The sequence below is a fragment of the Nocardia transvalensis genome (genome assembly GCF_015477765.1).
In the GTDB taxonomy this organism is placed as follows: Bacteria; Actinomycetota; Actinomycetes; order Mycobacteriales; family Mycobacteriaceae; genus Nocardia; species Nocardia transvalensis_A.
This window is the reverse complement of the sequence record NZ_JADLQQ010000013.1, coordinates 18,370-37,444: the sequence shown is the minus strand read 5'-3', so window position 1 is coordinate 37,444 and position 19,075 is coordinate 18,370. Positions and strand designations below refer to the sequence as shown.

At 67.9% G+C, this 19,075-nt stretch carries 16 protein-coding genes; 14 read left to right on the top strand and 2 right to left on the bottom strand.

Going from position 1 to position 19,075, the window contains the following annotated elements; all coding sequences use genetic code 11:
- Nucleotides 1-37 precede the first annotated feature (37 nt).
- The 14 genes from IU452_RS31630 (at nucleotide 38) to IU452_RS31565 (ending at nucleotide 17,419) form a co-directional block, all read left to right on the top strand.
- Complete coding sequence (locus tag IU452_RS31630) at nucleotides 38-583, top strand: carboxymuconolactone decarboxylase family protein (RefSeq protein ID WP_195112888.1); 546 nt, start codon at nucleotides 38-40, stop codon at nucleotides 581-583.
- A gap of 573 nt (nucleotides 584-1,156) precedes the next feature.
- Nucleotides 1,157-2,029 (top strand): ParB/RepB/Spo0J family partition protein, encoded by an 873-nt coding sequence (locus IU452_RS31625; RefSeq protein WP_195112887.1) that lies wholly within the window; start codon nucleotides 1,157-1,159, stop codon nucleotides 2,027-2,029.
- A gap of 106 nt (nucleotides 2,030-2,135) precedes the next feature.
- Nucleotides 2,136-2,456, top strand: coding sequence for a ferredoxin (gene fdxA, locus IU452_RS31620; protein WP_195112886.1), 321 nt, complete (start codon nucleotides 2,136-2,138; stop codon nucleotides 2,454-2,456).
- A 32-nt stretch (nucleotides 2,457-2,488) separates the two neighbouring features.
- On the top strand, nucleotides 2,489-3,529 hold the full coding sequence (locus IU452_RS31615) for a polyprenyl synthetase family protein (protein WP_195112885.1): 1,041 nt from the start codon (nucleotides 2,489-2,491) through the stop codon (nucleotides 3,527-3,529).
- Nucleotides 3,530-3,545: 16 nt separating this feature from the next.
- Nucleotides 3,546-4,769 (top strand): geranylgeranyl reductase family protein, encoded by a 1,224-nt coding sequence (locus tag IU452_RS31610; RefSeq protein ID WP_195112884.1) that lies wholly within the window; start codon nucleotides 3,546-3,548, stop codon nucleotides 4,767-4,769.
- A gap of 32 nt (nucleotides 4,770-4,801) precedes the next feature.
- Complete coding sequence (locus tag IU452_RS31605) at nucleotides 4,802-5,080, top strand: hypothetical protein (protein ID WP_195112883.1); 279 nt, start codon at nucleotides 4,802-4,804, stop codon at nucleotides 5,078-5,080.
- Complete coding sequence (locus IU452_RS31600) at nucleotides 5,077-5,580, top strand: hypothetical protein (RefSeq protein ID WP_195112882.1); 504 nt, start codon at nucleotides 5,077-5,079, stop codon at nucleotides 5,578-5,580. Before IU452_RS31605 ends, IU452_RS31600 begins: the two co-directional genes overlap by 4 nt.
- A 43-nt stretch (nucleotides 5,581-5,623) precedes the next feature.
- Nucleotides 5,624-6,328, top strand: a complete 705-nt coding sequence (locus IU452_RS31595) for an ABC transporter ATP-binding protein (protein WP_195113059.1) — start codon at nucleotides 5,624-5,626, stop codon at nucleotides 6,326-6,328.
- Nucleotides 6,325-8,829 (top strand): ABC transporter permease, encoded by a 2,505-nt coding sequence (locus tag IU452_RS31590; RefSeq protein ID WP_195112881.1) that lies wholly within the window; start codon nucleotides 6,325-6,327, stop codon nucleotides 8,827-8,829. The genes IU452_RS31595 and IU452_RS31590 overlap by 4 nt, the downstream gene beginning before the upstream one ends.
- Nucleotides 8,830-8,844: 15 nt before the next feature.
- Nucleotides 8,845-9,897, top strand: coding sequence for an aminotransferase class I/II-fold pyridoxal phosphate-dependent enzyme (locus IU452_RS31585; protein WP_195112880.1), 1,053 nt, complete (start codon nucleotides 8,845-8,847; stop codon nucleotides 9,895-9,897).
- A 29-nt stretch (nucleotides 9,898-9,926) separates the two neighbouring features.
- Nucleotides 9,927-11,015 carry a UbiA family prenyltransferase gene (locus IU452_RS31580; RefSeq protein ID WP_195112879.1) on the top strand — a complete coding sequence of 363 codons (1,089 nt, stop codon included), beginning with the start codon at nucleotides 9,927-9,929 and terminating at the stop codon, nucleotides 11,013-11,015.
- Between the two features lie 13 nt (nucleotides 11,016-11,028).
- A complete protein-coding gene (locus IU452_RS31575) occupies nucleotides 11,029-14,232 on the top strand; it encodes a thiamine pyrophosphate-binding protein (protein ID WP_195112878.1) in 3,204 nt (1,067 codons plus the stop codon).
- A complete protein-coding gene (locus tag IU452_RS31570) occupies nucleotides 14,229-16,058 on the top strand; it encodes an NAD(P)/FAD-dependent oxidoreductase (protein ID WP_195112877.1) in 1,830 nt (609 codons plus the stop codon). Before IU452_RS31575 ends, IU452_RS31570 begins: the two co-directional genes overlap by 4 nt.
- Entirely contained in the window at nucleotides 16,055-17,419 is a 1,365-nt protein-coding gene (locus IU452_RS31565; protein WP_195112876.1) for a cytochrome P450, read from the top strand. The genes IU452_RS31570 and IU452_RS31565 overlap by 4 nt, the downstream gene beginning before the upstream one ends.
- Here IU452_RS31565 and IU452_RS31560 read toward each other — a convergent pair.
- Nucleotides 17,406-18,050, bottom strand: a complete 645-nt coding sequence (locus IU452_RS31560; protein WP_195112875.1) for a CPBP family intramembrane glutamic endopeptidase — start codon at nucleotides 18,048-18,050, stop codon at nucleotides 17,406-17,408. The two genes, IU452_RS31565 and IU452_RS31560, sit on opposite strands and share 14 nt — an antisense overlap.
- Complete coding sequence (locus IU452_RS31555; protein WP_195112874.1) at nucleotides 18,047-18,943, bottom strand: NAD(P)H-binding protein; 897 nt, start codon at nucleotides 18,941-18,943, stop codon at nucleotides 18,047-18,049. Before IU452_RS31555 ends, IU452_RS31560 begins: the two co-directional genes overlap by 4 nt.
- Nucleotides 18,944-19,075: the final 132 nt, after the last annotated feature.

Here is a 19,075-nt window from a genome sequence, read left to right as displayed (position 1 = left end):
CCGAACGAGTTCACGAGACCACCGGGGAGTGTGGCATATGCGGGCTGCCAAGAGGATCGGGCAGTACATTCGGGCCTTCGCGAGTATGCGGCGCAATCGCGCGGATCTGGTCGGTTGGCTGATCCGCCGACCGCTGCTGCTGATCAGCACGCTGGTCTACGAGACGATGCTGTTGTTCTCCAACCGATTGGATCCCAAACTCAAGGAGCTGGCCGAGCTGAAGACCGCCGGACTGGTGAACTGCGAGTACTGCCTCGACATCGGTTCGGCGCTGGCGCATTCGGGTGGGCTCACCGAGCGCCAGATCACCGAATTGCCGCGCTACCGCACCAGCGACGCCTACTCCGAGCTGGAGAAGTTGGTGCTCGCCTATGCCGAGGCCATGACGGCCACCCCGGCCGTGGGCGTCGCGGAGTTGCGCGGGCAGCTCCTGGCCCATCTGACGAAGGGACAGCTGGCCGAGCTGGCGGCGGCCGTCGCCTGGGAGAATCAGCGGGCTCGCATCAATACCGCCCTGGGTGTCCGCCCGACCGGCATGGCCGAGGGGATGGTCTGTGCGCTGCCGGAAAGGCCGACTCCCTAGCGTCGCAACGAGACCGGGGAAACGCTCCGCAAACGATGGGCGGCCGGATCGGCCGATGGATCGGTCCGAAAATGTTTCTCGCCGGTGGGGCGCCTACTACACTCACCTTCCGTACCCCGGTACGACAGGACTGCCCGCACCCAACGCAGTTTGCCGGTTCCGCGTGCCCGAATCACGGCGGCCGATCCGCGGACAGCAAATTCTCGGTGTATCAACGATCGGTGGATTGCATTCGAATTCGGACACGCTCGCCGAGCTTTTCGCAGTGGCGCTCCCAATCGGTCGCGTTTCGTCTGCTCGTCGTGGGTATTACGGTGAGGGGGCCATGTGGTCGGGTTCTGCCTACCCTCTCTCCGGTGTAATATTCACGATGCGATCGATGATCAGATTCCCGGTGATCCGATCGCATCATTGTTCCGCCGGATGAAACTCGGCTCCGGTGGTTGATACTCGGCGGACGCGGCACATTGCCGCGTATGGAGGTGCCTCCCCATGTCTGACGGAGTTGTAGGGCAGTCTCGTCCGGAAGAATCGGCAGCGAACGACAACAGAATATCCGAGCAGATTCATCAGGTGCCGATAGAAATGATCCGCGGCGCCGAGGATCTGCGGGTCAAGGGCGAGGATTCCGAGCACGCGAAGGTGTTGGCGGAAATCGAAGACGAGCTTCCGCCTATTCTGGTGCATCGGCAGACCATGCGAATCATCGACGGCCGGCACCGGTTGAAGGCGGCCGAGTTCAAGGGCGCCACGTGTATTGCCGTGAAATTTTTCGACGGCCCGGCGAGCGAGGCCTTCGTCCTCGCGGTGGAGTTGAACATTTCGCACGGCCTGCCGCTGTCGCTGGCCGATCGCAAGGCGGCGGCCTATCGCATCGCGCGCATGTACCCGGAGTGGTCGGATCGGCGCATCGCCGCGGTGGCCGGGCTGTCCCACAAGACGGTGGGTGCGATGCGGCATCGATCGTGTGGGGAAATTCCCCAGTTGACCAAGCGGCTGGGCCGTGATGGTCGAATGCGGATGTTGCGCAATCGGACTCGTCGCGACGATCCCGGCGATCCGGCCTCGGGGAACGCGCCTGCCGGCGCCGTCGAGGCCGTGCCCGATGCCCGGAGCCTGCCCGCCGTGGCCCGCCTGGCCGGGCTTCGCGCCCGTCGTCGCGGTGCGGGCGCCGCTCGCCGTGCGGATGTGGACATGGCACTGGTCGTCCGCAATCTGCGGGCCGATCCGTCGCTGCGCTTCACCGATGTCGGACGCACCCTGCTGCGTTGGCTGGACGGCTGCCCGCAGACGCCGGAGGAAATCGGGCAGCTGGCCGAGAAGGTCCCCGAGCACTGGCTGGAATTGATCACCCAACTCGCCAGCAGAAATGCAGACAATTGGCAGGATTTTGCCGCGGTATTGGATCGGCGGAAGCATACGCGACCGGCCGCCGAATCCGGCTGACGGCTATTGAAGCCGGTTGAATGGGCGCGTAACGTAGTTCGTATCGAATTTCGAAAACAAATATTATTCCATCCGGCGCTCGCGCACTATTCCGAAGGAAACAACTATGTCGTACATAGTGGCCGAACCCTGCGTCGATGTCCTGGATCGGGCATGTATCGAAGAATGTCCTGTCGATTGCATGTACGAGGGAAACAGGATGGTGTACGTCCACCCGGACGAATGCGTGGACTGCGGTGCCTGCGTGCCCGTCTGCCCGGTCGACGCGGTATTTCACGAGGATGACGTGCCCGAGCAATGGAAGATCTTCATCGATGTCAATCGCCTGTTCTTCGCCGATCTGGGCGAGCCCGGCGGCGCCCGCGGCAGAAGATTGAGCCACGACGCGGACCACGTGTCCGCGCTGCCGCCACGGGCGCACGCGTAATTCATCGGCAGAAATTCACGGAGGATACAGCGATGAGCGTACCGACAGCGGCGAATATCGGTTCGGCAATGGTCGCGGGGATCGATCTGGGCGACGAGATGCTGGCGACGGCGGTCCGGGACGCCCTGGGCGATGTGGAGAGATCGCTGCGGCGAGCGGTGTCGACCTCCGACGAATTCACCTCCGCGGTGACCCTGCACCTCATCGAGGCCGGCGGCAAACGTTTCCGCCCGATTATCGCGCTGCTGGCCGCCCAGTACGGCCGCAAACCCACCTGTCCGGCCGTGATCGACGCCGCCGCCAGCGTGGAGTTGGTGCACGTCGCCAGCCTCTACCACGACGACGTGATGGACGAGGCCGCCATTCGCCGCGGCGTCGACAGTGCCAATGCGCGATGGAGCAACAGCGCCGCGATATTGGCGGGCGACTACATTTTCGGCTGCGCTTCGCGATTGATCGCCGCGAGCGATGCCGAATCACACACGATAGTCGAGGCCGCGAGATACATGTCCGACACGATGCTGCGGCTGGCCGTCGGCCAATTGCGGGATTCGCTCGGCGTCGGGGCCGACGACCGAGTGAGCGCGTATCTGGAGACGATCCGGGCGAAGACGGCCTCGCTGATGTCGGTGGCCGCCTGGGCCGGAGCGCGATTCGCCGACGCCGACACCACGACGGCCGACCGGTTGGAGAAATTGGGCGAAGCCATCGGCATGGTCTTCCAAATCTCCGACGACATCATCGATATCACCAGCCCGTCGGAGATCCTCGGCAAGGCGGCGGGCACCGATCTGCGCGAAGGCGTGCTGACCCTCCCGATCATCTACGCCCTGCGGGAGCGCACACCCGAGGCAGCGCGTTTGCGGGCATTGCTCGCCGAACCGGTGACCGAGGACGTGGTCCTGGCCGAGGTGCTGGAGCTGGTCCGTTCCTCGGGCGGGGTCGATCGCGCCATGACGACGCTGCGGGAAAAGGTCGACTACGCCAAATCCCTGCTGCGCGAACTGCCGCACGAAACCGCGACTCGGGCGTTCACGAACATCATCGAATTCACGGCGTCTCGCACGTGTTGACCGGAGGAAGCGATTCATGAGCAAGCAATACGATCTCATCGTCGTCGGGGGCGGCCCGGCGGGATCCTCGGCGGCCTGGCGCGCGGCGTCCGGCGGGGCCCGCGTGCTGTGCGTGGACAAGGCGGAGTTCCCACGCGAAAAGGCCTGCGGCGACGGACTGACACCGCGAGCGGTCGCCCATATCGCGAATATGGGCCTGCAGTCCGAGCTGGCCGGTTTCTACAAGATCGACTCGGTCAAATTCTTCGGCAACAGCACCTGGCAGATGCGCTGCCCGCGCCGCCCCGGCCTGCCCGACTACGCCCGCGTCGCCTCCCGGCTCGAATTGGACGAAATGCTGCTCAACCATGCGGCCAAACGCGGAGCCGAGGTGTGGCAGTCGGCCGAGGTGGTCCGGCCGGTCATGGACGACGGCCGGGTCACCGGCGTCGACGTCAGGCGCGCGAACAACCGGGAAGAGCGGGTCGGCGCCGATATCGTCATCGCCGCCGATGGTGCGCATTCGCCGATGAAGAAGGCAATGGCGCTGAAGAGCCGTGTCGCCGGAACCATCGCGATCGCGGCGCGTGCAGAGATGGACTGCGACCGCCCGGAGGATCCGTCGTTCGAGATCCACATGCCGCTGTCGTTCCGCAGTCACCGCATTCCGGGCTACGGCTGGGTCTTCCCCATGGGCGGGCGCCGCGTGAATATCGGCGTCGGCTATACCACCGCCTACCGGCGATGGAAAGACATCAATATCGTCGGGCTGCTCGAGGACTTCATGCGGGAGCTGCCGGCGGAATGGAAGCTGCCCCAGGCCGCACAGCTGCGCAAGGCCCGGGCCATCCAGGCCTGGCGGCTTCCGATGGGATTCAATTCCTGGCCGCCGTCGCGTCCGGGCCTGCTGCTGGCCGGTGACGCGCTGGGCGCCGCGAAACCGTTTACCGGAGCGGGCATTTCGAAGGCGCTGGAATCCGGCATCCTGGCCGCGGAAACGGCGGTGCACGCCCTGGGGTCGGCGAATCCGGCGGATCTGTCCCGCTACGACAAACAGCTGCGCAGCAGATGGGCTTTCCAATATCGGATGGCGCGGATCGGCCACAGCATCGGCGGCTACCCGTACATGGTGGGAACGGCCTTCGCGCTGTTCGACCATCACCCGTTCCGGTGGGCGCTGGTCCGCGCCCTCTACGGCCGCGAGGGCGGCCGCTGCTATACGAACGAATTCTCCGATGCGCGGCTCGACTCGTACGTCTGAGGGGCCGGTCGACCACGAGAGGTGAGATGACCATGGGACTGCTACCGAAGGGACCGCTCGACGTGCTGAGCCGGGCCGAGCAGGCGATAGACAACGCCGAATCCGCGGTTGGCCGTGCCGAATCCACGATGACCGAGGTCGATCGGAAACTGGCGGAGGTCGGCACCATGATGAGCGATGCGGTCGCGTTGATGAGGCAGACCGACGCCACCGTCGACGAATTGAAACAGGCCGTGCTCGCGGTCGTCACCCAGCTGCAGAACCTGGTGACGACCCTGGACCGGCGCCGGACCGACGGGGTCGCGATATGACCGGCGGCACACGCGTTCTGGCGCCCGTCGTGCTGGCGGCCTGCGTGGCATTCGCCGGGGCCTGCTCGGACGGTTCCGGCGGCGGGCACACCACGCACTCGTCGTCGCCGACGGTGGCGACCGCGACCGCGGACACGCCGCCGATACCGGTCCCGTCCGCGGGCGATCTGAACGCCGCGATCAAACTCGGCCTCGATCCGACGGTGCCCCTCGACCGGAAGTCGGGATGGATTCAAGGCATCGACGTCGATCCCGAACTGGCCGACCGCGTCGCGAATGCGGTGGCGCAGAACCACATTCAGATGACCGTCGCGCGGGTGGACTATCGGGGCGACGGTCAGGCTGTGGCCTATGCCGACCTGACCGTGAACGGCGAACCGGTGCAAGGGCAATCGGAAATTCCGTTCGTCGTCGACGGCAACCGCTGGAAGGTCAAGAAGGAATGGGCCTGCTACATGCTGTCCAGTGCCCAGGTGCAATCGCCGGCGTGCGCGAGCTGAACGGACCGATCGAATGCTCGACACCGTGGTCACCGGAACCGGAATCCGCCTCGAACTCGACAATGTGGTGCGCGAATACCGCCTGGGCCGCGAATGTGTGCGCGCCCTGGACGGGGTGAGCCTCGTGCTGCGCGGCGGCGCCATGGTCTCGGTGATGGGCCCGTCCGGCGCGGGAAAGAGCACCCTGCTGCACATTCTCGGCGCCCTGGATCGGCCTACCTCCGGCACCGTCCGGTTCGACGGCGTGGAGACCGCGAAACTCGACGACCGGGGCCAGTCCGATTTCCGTTTGCGCAAGGTCGGATTCGTCTTCCAGTCCTTCAATCTGATGCCGACCCTGGCCGCGTGGGAGAACGTCGCGCTGCCGAAGATGTTGAACGGCAGCTACAAACGACAGACCAAGGCCGAGGCGGTCCGGCTGCTGCGGCTGGTCGGGCTCGGTGACCGCGCCGATCATCGTCCGGCGGAACTGTCCGGCGGCCAGATGCAGCGGGTGGCCGTCGCCCGCGCGCTGATGATGGACCCGCCGCTGCTGCTGGCCGACGAGCCGACCGGGAATCTGGACACGAAAACCGGTGCGGCCCTGCTGGATTTGCTGCAGCAGCTCGCACACGCAGAGGATGCGCGACGGCTGGTGGTGCTGGTCACCCACGACCGGCGGGCCGCCGAATGTGCCGACCGGGTCGTCGAATTGGTGGACGGCCGGGTGGTCCGCGACTGGGACCGAGAGGCGGGTGCGGCACCGTGATCGGCGCGAATCTCACCCGCTTCCGGGTGCTCAACCTGCGCGAGCTGTTCGGCCACGCGGTCCGCACCGCGACCCTGATCACGGTCGTCGCGGTCGCGGCGGCGCTGCTGGTGGCGGTGATGGCCACCTACAGCTCGCTCACCGGATCGGTGAAACAACTGACCCGCAGCATCGCGGGCGACGCGGACCTGTTGATCACCGGATACTCCGACAGCGGCTTCGACCGGTCATTGACTGCTGCGGTCGCCGCCACCCCGGGCGTCCGCGCGGCGGTGCCCATCGTGCAGACCTCGATGACCGTGGCGCAGCCGCACCGGGTTTCGGCGACGGTGGTCGGGGTCGACCTCTCGATACTGGCGCTGAACTCGTCGCTGCGGACCACGCTCGAGCCGGTGCTGCAGCTGCCGAAACTGCAGCGCAGCACCAACGGGGTGATCGTGGGCGAACAGCTCGGTGTGCCCGAGGGCGCCACCTTCTCGGTCGGCGGCCGGGACGTGACCGCCGCAGTTGTGGTGCCAGCCGAGCTGGCCACCCAGGTCAACGACGGCCGATTCATCGCCGCCCCAATGGGATTGGCGCAAAGCCTCACCGGACATCGCGACAAGGTCGACGACATCATCGTCGTCGCGCAGCCGGGTACCGACGTGGGGGCGCTGCGGGAGCGGCTGTCCGAGGTGGTCGGCAAGAAGGCACTGGTGTCGGGGACCGGACTGCGGGCCGTGCAGGTCGACAATGCGCTGATCCTGACCAGGAGCCTGACCCTGCTGGTCGCGGCGGTCTCCCTCGTGGTGGCCGCATTCCTGATGTTCAACGTGATGACCATGGCGGTGGCGCAACGGCGTCCGCAACTGGCGGTGCTGCGGGCGGTCGGCGGCAGACGGACGGTGGTCGCGGCGGATCTGCTGGTGGAGGCGGCGCTCATCGGCCTGGTGGCCGCGCTGGCCGGGATACCGCTCGGGCTCGGGCTCGGCCGGTGGGCGCTGGAACGCACGCCACCGTTCCTGCTGCAGATGGTGTCGGCGGAACTGAGCTTCCACGTTCCCGCCTACGTCTACCCGGCCACCATTGCCGGCTGCGTCCTCGCCACCGTCGCCGCCTCGCTCGCGGCCGCATACCAGGCGTATCGGGTCGATCCGATGGAGGCATTGCGGTCGGCGGTGCTGGCCGCGGCGCAACCGTTCGGCCGCCGGATCGTCGTGGGTGCCGGTGTGGCCGGTGCCGGCCTGGTGGCGGTCGCGGCCGTGATCGGGTACGCGGCCCACGGCCTGGCCGTCGTCTCGGCGGCCGCAGTGGTCATGCTCGGTCTGCTGCTGCTCGGCCTCGCGGCCGCCGGTGCCGTCCGCTGGGGTGCGGCCTGGTTGTGCGAGAGGTCCGGAGCGTCGGGGCGGCTGGCGGCGGCGTCGGTGGAACGCACACCGCGGCGGACCTGGGCGACGTCGATGACCGTGGGCATCGCGGTCGCCGCGGGTGTCGCGGTCTACGGCGCGCTCAACGATCTGGTCGATTCCGCCTCCGACGTCTTCGCCTCGTTACGGGCCACCGACATCTTCGTCTCGACCAGTGGTCCGAACTTGTTGCCCACCAAGGCGATTCCCGACCACTGGTCCGATCGTGCCCAGATCACGCCCGGCGTGCGCCAGGTCGTCGAGGGCCAGTGGGCCTATGTCTCGGTGGGGGATCTGCGGGTGCAGGTGAGCGGACTGGTGCCCGGCAACGACGCCAACGTGGGACCGCTGCTCGATCCCGCCGTCAAGGACAAGGTGCTGAACGGGCAGGGTGTGGCGGTATCGCGGCTGCTGGCCGAGCGGATGGGGTACCGCATCGGCGACTGGATCGAGGTCGGCACGCCGACGGGTCTGCAGCGTGCCCCGATAGTCGGCGAATTCGGATTCCTGACCGCCGACGCCGGTGTGGTGGTGATGGATCTGCCGCAGATGCAGCGGTGGTTCGATCGCCCCGGCGCGACCTATCTGGTGGTGACGGCCGACCACGGCGTCGATATCGGTGAGCTGACCACCCGCCTGCGCGACGTGCTGGGCCCGGATGCCCAGGTCTATTCGGGCGAACGAGCGTTCAAGGGCGTGGTTTTCAACATCACGCAGGCCGGAGTGCTGGCGGTCGGATTGCAATGGATCATCGCCGCGATCGCGGCGGTGGCGCTGCTGAACACCCTCACGCTGTCCGTGCTGCAGCGCCGCCGGGAGTTCGGCATGCTGCGCTCGATCGGCGCCGCACGACAACTCATCGGACGGCTCGTGGTCGCCGAGGCCATCGCCATCGGTGCGGTCGGCGCGGTCATGGGGATCGTCGGCGGGGAGGGCGTGCATTTCGTCGCCGATCTCGTGCTGTCCGGCATGACCGCCATCGATATCCATTACCGTCTCGATCCCCTCGTGCTGCTGTCGGGCTCCATCGCCTTGTGCCTGTGCCTGGCCGGCTCGGTGCCGCCCGCCTATCAGGCGAGCCGGGTTCGGATCGTGGAAGCCATGGCCGACGACTGACGATGCGGGGTGCTCATGAGAATTGCCGAGGGACTGACCGACCTGGCCGAATACCGGCAGGACGGCGAGCGGGCCGACCAGGTCGTGCGATACGACCTGTCCAACAACGATATGCCGTTCTGTCCGCTGCCCGGCGTCCGGTGCGCGATCGAGGAGCAGATCGCCGGGGTGTTCCGATATCCGGATCCGGGGTATCGGGCGCTGCGTTCGGCGCTGTCGCGGCATTGCCGGGTGCCGGTCGACGGTATCGCGGTCGGCAACGGGAGCGTCGAGGTGTTGCGGACCATCATCCGCTGCGTCTCCAATCAGGGCGATCGGGTCGTCTTCGCGGCGCCGGGATTCGACGCCTATGCGCGAATAGTGCTGGCGTCCGGCGCGATTCCCCGCATGGTCGCCGGTGGCCCGGGCTGTTGGCAGCCGCTGGAGGCACTGCTGGCAGCCGTTGACGACGACACGTCGGCGATCCTGGTGTCCTTGCCGCACAACCCGAGCGGTGAAACCGTCGCGGCCGACGAGTTCGTCGAGTTCCTGCGCGCAGTGCCGGACGAGGTCGTGGTGATCGTCGATCAGGCCTATACCGAATTCTCCAATGCCGCAGGCCAATTCGCGGTGGACGAGCTGATCGCGCAGTTCCCCGACCTGGTGGTCACCCGGACCTTCTCCAAGGTGTACGGGCTGGCGGCCCTGCGGGTCGGTTATGCGGTGGGTACCGCCGCGTTCATGTCGCGGGTGCGTGCGTGCGCGCTTCCGTTCGCGGTGAACTCCCTGGCCGCCTCCGCGGCCGTGGAATCACTGTGCCACCCGGCCGAACTGGCCGATCGAGTGCGCACGGTCCGCACCGTTCGCGGGCGCCTGCGGCGGGTGCTGGGAGAAGCCGGATACGACGGTCCCCCCTCGCAGGGGAATTTCGTCTGGGTTCCGACGCGCGAGACCGAGAAGGTGGTGCGGATGTTCCGGGCGGGCGGCATCGCCGTCCGGGACTATCCCGGCGTCGGTGTCCGAGTCACCGCTACCACCGAGGAGGCGCTCGCGGCGGTGTCGCATGCGCTGTATCTGCCTGCCCCGTAACGTTTTCCGCATCGATCAGGAGAGGGCCCGTGGAAGGCACGAGTTCGAATATCGACAGGTCCGGGGGACCGGGGTTCCTCACCGCCGACCGATTCCTGCAGTTGCCCGCCGCGCAGCGATCGGCGTGGGCCCGGGACTCCCGCGGTGACCGGCTGAAATGGTGGACGCGGCTGCGGATGTTCATCGCGTTCTCGCGGCCGCGCACCTGCGTTCCCGGCATGCTGGCCTTCCAGTTGGGGTTGCAGCTGCTCGACATTCCGCAGTCGTGGCGGGCGCTGGTGGGTCTGGCGGTCACCTTCGCCATCAGCGCTATCGCCAACCTGTTCAACACCTATACCGATGTCGACGAGGATAGTGAGAACGTCCCGAACCGGGTGTTTCTCATGGCCGTCTACGGGCGAGCGCGACTGCTGTGGCACACCTGGGCCCTGTGCGTGGTCACGCTGGCGGCCTCCGCCGCGGTCGGACCGCTCTACTTCGCCGTCGTGCTGCTCGCGCTGGCGGGCGCGCACCAGTATTCGTTCCGGCCGCTGCGCATGAAATGCCGTCCGCTGCTGGGGATCGCGCTGTTCGCGACGGTGGTCGCCTATCCGTTCGCCACCATTGTCGCCATTGCGCCGCAGCATGTTTCGCGGATCTTCGACTTCTCGTTCCTGGTCGCGGCGGGGTATCTGTTCGTCTGGTTCTGCGCGAAGGGACTGGTCAAGAACGTGCCCGACTACTTCGGGGACGCCCGGGCCCGGGTGCTCACCTCGGCCACCGTGTTCGGATCGCGCGAGGTGGCCGCGGCCGTCGCGGCATCGGCCACCGTCGCGGTCTACGTGGGCGTCTTCGTGCCGGTGGCCGTCGGCGCCATGCCGGTCGCGGCTTTGCTCGCGTGGCTGTGGATGCCGGTGGTGCTCTGGCAGGGCCGCCGCCTGCTGGCCGCCGACACCGTGCGGGCCGGAAACGATGTGCTGCGCACCGACATGATCGTGTCCTGCGGGTTCCTCGCCACACTCATCCTGGCGAGCCGACCGACGCCGGCCAACGCGGGCGTCGTGGCGGTGGGTGCGCTGGTCATCCTCGTCTCCGATGCCTTCCAGCTGGATACCCGCAGGAAACAGGATTCGCACTGAGGCGAGGTCAGCCATGCAGAACAAGAACTTGATCGCGGACCTGGTGGGCCGCAACCGTTTCGCCGATGTCATCATCGATCATCTGGTGCGCCAGGGCGTCACCCATATCTTCGGTATGCCCGCGGAATCCGTGAACTGCCTGGTCGACGCCATGAGCCGACGGCCCGATATCCGGTTCGTCTCCACCCGGCACGAAACCGCCGCCTCCTTCATGGCCGCCGGATACGCCAGGGCCACAGGGAAATTGGGAGTGTGCTTCGGTACCGCGGGACCCGGCGCCACCCATCTGCTGCCCGGGGTGTACGACGCTCACGCCGACCGGCACCCCGTCCTCGCGATCTCCGGCCAGGTTCCGGTGGCCGCCCTCGGCACCGGATCGTTCCAGGAGATCGACTCCGCACGCCTGTTCCGCGACGGCTGTGCGCGCTCGGTGGAAATCCTGTCGACCGACCACGTCGGGGTGTTCGATCAGCTCTGCTGGAGCGCGCTGCACGAACGCACGTCGGTGCACGTCGCCATTCCCGGCGATGTGCTGAGCGCCCCGGTGCCCGATCGGGTGAGTGCCCCGCGGCTGCTGGATGTGGGCGCATCGGTCTCCCCGGACAAGGACACCATCGCCGCTCTCGCGGAATCGCTGCACGACCGTCCCGTGGCGGTGGTTCTCGGTGCCCATGCGGGCGGATACGACATGCGGGCCCGCGCGCTGGCGCACCTGCTCGGTGTGCCGCTGCACGTGCTGCCCGAGGCGTGCGCGGCCCCGCTCACCGGACCGCCGACCGCGGATTCGGCCGATCTGCCCGATGCGGCGGCACTGCTGGTGGGTCTCGCCACGCCGGGCCTGTTCCGGGCCTTTCCGCGGCTGGCCGGTCTGGTCCAGATCGCCGATATCGAGGAGACGCGGCAGTGGGGCGTACCGCCCACCCGGATCGTCGGCGATATCGAGACCACCCTCGACAACCTGATCGCCGAACTGACCCGATTGCGCGATACCGCAACGGCTTACGAACAGATCGAGGCATCCGAACCTGCCGTCGGCTGGATTCGGGTGCTGCGGAGCCGACTCGATGACGGGCAGGTCGTGGTGGACGGCGCCCGCTGGCAGTCCCTCGCCGCCGGGCAGTTGTCGCACTGCGCGGCGGTGCACAGTTCCTGGAATCTGCGATTTCCGGGCGCGGCCGTGCCCACGGCCATCGGCATGGCACTGGCCACCGGCCGCCGGATCCATGTTCTCACCGAAAAATCCCATGTGGATCAATATGTTTCGGAGCTGTCGACCGCCGTCAGGTACGAGGTGCCGATCACCGTCGTCTGCGTGAGCGACGACCTGCGCCGCGACCGGACCTTGTTCGCCCGCGCCTTCGGAGTCGACACACGAAGCGCCGCGACCGAAGACGAGCTGGACGAGGCGCTCGCGGTGTCCGGCGGTGGCCCGCGCATCGTGCTGATGGCCTCCATGCTGATAGGCGAGCCTGCCGGACCCGTCGGCGGCTCGGATCTGCCGAGACTGGTTGAAGGCTTGGGGCGCTTCGGATTCCAGCGCATCCATATGACCGGCTTCTGCGCGGCCGAGGCCCCCGGACTCGATGTCGGTGTCGCGGTCGACGGTCAGGCCGCGGCGTTGCGCGCCTCGGTCGACGACAAGGCGTTCGGAACCCGCGCCGCGGTGGTCGTGACCTCACCGGCCGCACTGCTCATGCAGATGAACGGGCTCTACGACGCCGCCTACGATCACGCCGCGCTGCTCGTGGTGACGGTCGAGGACGGGCGCTGGCTGGTGGATTCGACCCACCTGCTGGCCGAGGTCTCGCGGTGGTCGTGCTCGATCGAGGATCCGGCGCGGGACGGCCCCCGGCTGCAACAGGCGCTGGCCGCGGCCCGGCACACCCGCGGTGTGGTGCATGTGCGCATCCTGCGCGATGCGCTGCCCGAACTTCCCCTGACCGTTCCGCCCGGGCTCACCCGCGCCCACCTGGAGCGCCGTCCCTCGGCCCACAGCGTCGCGCGGGCGGTCGACCTGCTCCGTCACGCCGACCGGCCGACGATCATCGCCGGGCGGGGTGCCGCGGGCACCGCGAGCGAACTGCGCGAGCTCGCGCGGCTGGTGAACGCCCCGGTCTTCACCACCATGGGCGGCTCATCGGTGCGCGCCGGAATACACGGCGCGCGAACGGGTCTGGTCGGCAGCTCGGGACATCACCGCACCGTCCGCGAGATCCAGCGCTCCGATGTGGTCGTGCTCGTCGGCGTCTCGTCGCGGGGAGCGGCATTCGATCTGGTGAGTCGCGCGTCGGTGGTGTCGATCAATACCGACCCGATGTGCCTGATCGGGCTGCCGGAAGGGGCGGCCGGGTTACTCGGTGACGCCCGCACCGCCCTGCAGGCCATGATCGGCGGACTGCGCGCGGTGGGCACACCGAAAGCGTTGGCCGACAATGCCTCTCGTCCGTTCACCGAGCCGATCCGGCATGCTCCGGCGCTGCGGTGGCGCCGGTGGGGGCCGCTGCGGCCGTCGTATCTGGCTCGCATCATGAACGATGAGATCGGCGCGGTACCCGACCGGATCACCGTGAGCGTCGACGTGGGCCTGAATACCTTGTGGGCCTTCCGATATCTGCGCACCGCGGACCGATACCTCTGGACCTCGTCGTTCGCCACCATGGGATTCGCCATCCCGGCCGCGCTGGAGGTAGCCGCCGCGGGTGAGGCCGCGGTGGCGGTCGTCGGCGACGGGGGCGCGGCGATCACGTTGGCCGAGTTGGCGAGCGGCGCCGCGATCGAGACGCCGGTGGTCGTGGTGGTCTTCGACAACGGCGCCCTCGGCGCCATCCGCTACGAAAGCTATGTCATGGGTTGGCCGGATTCCGGCTCCACGCTGTCGGCCTGTGATTTCGCCGCGTACGCGCGCGGCTGCGGCCTGGCCGGGCGCACCGTCACCACCCACGCCGAATTCCGCCGCGAATTCAGTGCCGCCCTGCGCCGTGCGGGAGTGACGGTCATCGACGCCAAATGCACGCTGGCCGACGCGCCGGTGCTGGCCGGTTGGCCACCGGCCGGTCAATTGGTGGGTCTGGCGGCGGCCTGGGTGCGGGGCGGGAAATCGGATGTGCGGGATGCGCCCGCGGTGATCCGCAGCGGTGTGCAAGACCGGGTCGGCGGCCTGCTGCACGGTCTCGCCGCCGAATTCCGGGAACGGTCCACGGGAGATGAACGATCATGACTCACTCGGATGATTCGCATGCCGCCGACGTCTGCGTCATCGGCGCCGGAATCGTCGGCATGATGAATGCGCTGCAACTGGCCAAGCGGGGCCTGAACGTCACCGTCATCGATCCGTCCGACCCCATGGATCGAGACGACTACAAGGTGGGGGAATCCCTGCTGATGTACACGACGCCGTTTCTGCGCACGGTCGGCGAGCTCGATTCCGCGTGTACCGATTCCCGCCACAAGAGCGGATTCTGGATGGTGTACGACATGGCGGGCCGCGAGCGGTTCGACGACACCGTCCACGAATGGGGATTCAAGGCGGATCTGCCGCCGAAGTGGGCGCGGGCCATCAAGAATCCGCTGCTGCACCGGGCCCTGTTCGCCGACGCCCAGATCGCCCGCCCCGATATCGAGCGGCAGCTGCGCAAGACGCTGATCAACACCGCGGGCATCGAATTCCTGCCGGGGCGGGTCCGCGACGTGGCCTCCGATCCGGACGGGCACACGGTGGTGTGGGCCCCGTCGGCGCGCAAGGTCGAGCGCCTGCGGGCTCGGTGGCTGGTGGACTGTTCCGGGCGCGCCCGATTCCTGGTGAAACGCTTCGGCCACGATGTGGACCTGGACGACGGCTTCGCCACCTCGGCGGTGTGGGGGCAGTTCCGCGACTGCGGCGACGAGGTATTCGGCGAGATCTGGGACTACGAGTATCCCGACGGGGAGACATTGCGCCGCTCCGACGGAACGGTCCACCTCTGGGGCCCCGGCTACTGGATCTGGGTCATCCGGCTGACCGACGACCGTCTGAGCGTGGGGATCTGCGTCGACCAGCGGCAGTTGCACGGACAATCGTTGAAAACCTTCTTCTGGCAGACGATTCGCCGCTATCCGGTGCTGTCGTTCCTCGACGAATCCGCGCTGCTGCAGTTCCGCTCCTACCGCACCGCGCAGCACATGACCGACACCTATGTGTCACCGCGGCGGTATGCGATCTGTGGTGATGCGGCCTCCATCATCGACGCCTTCTACAGCCAGGGCATCTCCCTGTCGATGTCGTCGTCGTGGCATATCGCCAATATCATCGAGGCCGACGTCCTCGAATCCCGGCCCCGCCGAAGATATATCGACACGGTGAACGAATGCGCCGACGCGGACTGGCGGATCATGCGCAGCATGGTGCGGTACAAATACCGCCCCGCCATCGCGGACGGCCGCTTCTTCGTCCTGGATCATCTGCTCGATCACGTCGTGTTCACCTCCGGATTCCTGGCCCGCTATCAGGTCGGCCGCTGGCTGGTGGCGACCGGCGGATTCACCGCGCGGGAGGATGCGCGGTTGCGCCGGCTGCGCCGCGACCTCGAGGACGGCCTGTTCCTGTCCGGATCGCGGCCGTGGCGGGCGCTGGGGCCGCAGCGTTATGCGCGCTGGATCGATCGGGCACACGCGAAGCTGGCCGAACGCGCCGAATGGCGGTTGGCGCACGGCGTCGGCCACGGGGTCGTGAAGTCGGCCATTCGACCCGAATCGGAATTCCCGGGTATTTGGCGCCTGCCGCTGCGATCGGGTGCCGAATCGGGGGTGCGGTCGTTGGCCACCAACGGTTTTCCGCTGCCACGGCCGCTCATCGTGACCGGCGAGGAGTACGCCCCGCTGGCGCTGCGCGGCATCGGCATCGTGATGGCCGCGGAATTCCTGTACGGCTACCTCCTGGACGCCGCCGACACCGCCGTGCAGCGGGCACGGATACGTTTCGGCCGCGGCGCCGACACCTCCAACGGGTTGCACGGAAACATCTACACGAGGCCGACCGGGGTCGGCTCGGGACGGGATCGGTCATGAATTCCGGCATCGATTACGAACATTCGGTGAGCAGCGCCATTCCGGGACCACCCGGCGTGCCGGTGCTGGGGTCGATAGGCCCGTATGCGCGCGATCGCGTGCAGTTCATCGAGGAGGTGATGCGCACCTACGGCGATGTCTGCCGGGTGCGGTTCCCGTTGCGGGATACCGTGCTGCTCGGTCATCCGGACTACGCCGCCCAGGTGCTCAACGACAGGTCCGGCAACTTCAGCAAATTCGGCGCCTACGGCACGAGGGTGCAGAACATCGTGGGCGGCCTGCCCTTCATCGAGGGCGTCCGATTCACCGAGCGGCGGCGGGCGATCGTTCCGATGTTCGCCAAACAGGAACTCGAGGTCGTCTTCCGGAAGAATGTGCGCTCCTACACCGCGAGCCTGCCGCGCGCGCTGAGCTGGGCCACCGACGAGGACGGCGTGACCGATCTGCAGGACGCGTTCCGGTGGTTGATCATCGGGGCGATTCTGAACGAGATCTTCTCCGATGAGGTCACCGAACGCGAACTGCGCGCTACGCGCGACGGCCTGATCGCGATGGGCCGGATATTCGGGGTCGTGCTGAAGATGTGCGCGCCGCCGAATCCGCTCTGGGGAGCGGATCGAATCCGCTCCACCTCGGTGCCGCGCCTGTTTCTGATGCTGCAGCGCAAGGTCGCCCGGCGCCGCCGCGATCCGGGTGATCGCGACGATGTGCTGGCCCGGATGCTGGCGGTGCGACTGCCCTCGGGAGCGGGAATGAGTGACTGGGATATCGCGACTCAGGTGCTGACCGTCATGGAGGGCTCGTTCGAACCCGTCTCGGCGGCACTGACCCAGACCGTCGCCCGGGTGCTGGCGAATCCTGTTGTGGCCGAACGGCTGACGGACGAGGCCGCACAGCAGGCGACCGATGATCCGCCGACCGCCGAGGTGCGTTCGGCGCGTTGGGCCAAGGCGTGCTTCGAGGAGGCGATGCGCCTGCAGAGCACGCCCATACTGCAGAGATTCGCCAGGTCCGGTTTCGTGGTCGGCGGCTACGAGATTCCCGACCGCACCCTGCTCGGGATCCCCATGTCCTACATCCACCGCGATCCCCGGTGGTGGCACGACCCCGACACCTACGACCCGGCACGCTTCTACGACGGCCTGCCCCGCGATGTGCCGCGCCTGATCTACCTGCCCTTCGGCTCCGGACCGCACCGCTGCCTGGGAGCCCAGCTGGGGTACCTGCAAGCGCAGTTCCTGCTGAGTCTGCTGTTTCAGCGCTACCACATGGTCCTGCCACCCGGCTGGGTCTTCAGGGAGCGCACCTCCATCGCCCCGTACCTGCGCGGCGGCCTGCCGGTGCGCCTCACACCGCGGTGATCCGGCCTCGGCGCGGCCGCTCGGCGGCGGGGAAAAGGGCGGGGAGATAACGGATCATCAGGGTGGACCAGGTGAGGTGGGTGAGCACGGGTGCGGCGACCCCGCCACTGGCCCGGCGCTGCAGTCCGAACAGCGTGCCCATCACCGCCGAGGCGAGGGTGAGGGCGGGGTTGCGGGTCGCGGTGGTGGTCAGGCAGTACACGCCGGTGGATACGGCCACGGGGTGGTCTCCGGCCACGTCGTAGACCGGCCCGCGGAAGAACAGCTCCTCACCCGCCCCGCTGACCAGCGCGATGAGCAGCGCCCGGGTGGTCGGAGCCTGACCGGCGTAGCGCAGCACGTCGGAGATCGCCCGGTTCAGGAGCGGAATGCGGCGGGCCACCAGCGCGCAGCCGTAGAACACGCCGAACGCCCCGGCGCCGATCGGCGGCGCGAGCAGCGCGGCCGAGCGGCTGCCGAGCCGCGGGGGAGCGAGGACGATGCCGCCCGCGGTCCAGGTGGCGGCGGTGGCCAGGCTCAGGCCGTAGAACGCCCGCGAGTCCGGCCGCGCCGACAGCGATTTGTGCAGCAGCCCGGCCCCGACCGCGGTGATTCCGGCGACGGCGGCGCGCCGCCACGGTGCCACCGTCATGCGGCCCGCCGGGCCTTGGCGCGCTGGCCGAGCGCACGCAGGATCGCCTCGTCGTAATCCATCGGCTCGAAGGGCACCACGTCGCGAATGCTGTTGTCGCGCACCACCGTTTCGTTGGCCATGGATTCGACCAGCGAACGGCTGGTGCGGGAGTCGACATCGGTCACCAACGACAGCCACAGCGCGGACATGCGTGGCGATAGTAGTGGGATCGGCACCACCAGCAGGGGCCGCCCCTCGATGGCCGCCAGGCGATGGAGCATGGCCCCGTAGGACAGGACCTCCGGACCGCCGATATCGAAGGTGCGCCCGGCGGCTCGCGGCTCGTCCAGCACCCCGACGAGATAGCGGACGACATCATCCAGGGCGATGGGTTGGGTCCTGGTCCGCACCCATTTCGGCGTGACCATCGCGGGCAGGTGTTCCACCAGCTGGCGGGTCATCTCCCAGGAGATGCCGCCGTGGCCGATGATCACTCCCGCCCGCAGCGTCGTGACCGGCACGCCCGCCGCGCCCAGCAGCCTCTCCACCTCCCGGCGGCTGCGCAGGTGCGGGGACAGGTCGTCGCGGTCGTCACCCAATCCGCCCAGATAGACGATTCGCCGCAGCCCCGCGTCCGCGGCGGCCTGCCCGAAGTGCCGCGCGGCCTCGGCGTCGCGCTGCTCGAACCTCGGGTCGTCGAGCGAGTGCACGAGGTAGTAGGCACTGTCGCACCCGTCCATCGCCTGCCGTAGCGAGGCCGGGTCGCGGACGTCCCCGCGAACGGCAGTCCCCACCCCCGAATACGACCGCGGTCGGCGCGTCATGGCCCGCACCGCATACCCTGCCTTCTCCAGTTCCGGGCACAACTGTTTGCCGACGAATCCCGACGCGCCTGCCACGAGCACTGTCATGCCGGATCCCTCTCCGTGAGCCGTCCGAGCGGAACCGAAGCGTGATATTGCTCGAAGATAGCTGATCGGGGGCGAGATGTGTCGGGCGAGCTCGCCCACCCGCGGAGACGGCCGCCCGGGCGGGCGTGCGGC

Coding starts and splice junctions, on each gene's coding strand:
- IU452_RS31585 (WP_195112880.1), top strand. CDS start 8,845: ATGAGAATTGCCGAGGGACTGACCGACCTGGCCGAATACCGGCAGGAC.
- IU452_RS31575 (WP_195112878.1), top strand. CDS start 11,029: ATGCAGAACAAGAACTTGATCGCGGACCTGGTGGGCCGCAACCGTTTC.
- fdxA (WP_195112886.1), top strand. CDS start 2,136: ATGTCGTACATAGTGGCCGAACCCTGCGTCGATGTCCTGGATCGGGCA.
- IU452_RS31630 (WP_195112888.1), top strand. CDS start 38: ATGCGGGCTGCCAAGAGGATCGGGCAGTACATTCGGGCCTTCGCGAGT.
- IU452_RS31555 (WP_195112874.1), bottom strand. CDS start 18,943: ATGACAGTGCTCGTGGCAGGCGCGTCGGGATTCGTCGGCAAACAGTTG.
- IU452_RS31570 (WP_195112877.1), top strand. CDS start 14,229: ATGACTCACTCGGATGATTCGCATGCCGCCGACGTCTGCGTCATCGGC.
- IU452_RS31610 (WP_195112884.1), top strand. CDS start 3,546: ATGAGCAAGCAATACGATCTCATCGTCGTCGGGGGCGGCCCGGCGGGA.
- IU452_RS31605 (WP_195112883.1), top strand. CDS start 4,802: ATGGGACTGCTACCGAAGGGACCGCTCGACGTGCTGAGCCGGGCCGAG.
- IU452_RS31600 (WP_195112882.1), top strand. CDS start 5,077: ATGACCGGCGGCACACGCGTTCTGGCGCCCGTCGTGCTGGCGGCCTGC.
- IU452_RS31615 (WP_195112885.1), top strand. CDS start 2,489: ATGAGCGTACCGACAGCGGCGAATATCGGTTCGGCAATGGTCGCGGGG.
- IU452_RS31560 (WP_195112875.1), bottom strand. CDS start 18,050: ATGACGGTGGCACCGTGGCGGCGCGCCGCCGTCGCCGGAATCACCGCG.
- IU452_RS31565 (WP_195112876.1), top strand. CDS start 16,055: ATGAATTCCGGCATCGATTACGAACATTCGGTGAGCAGCGCCATTCCG.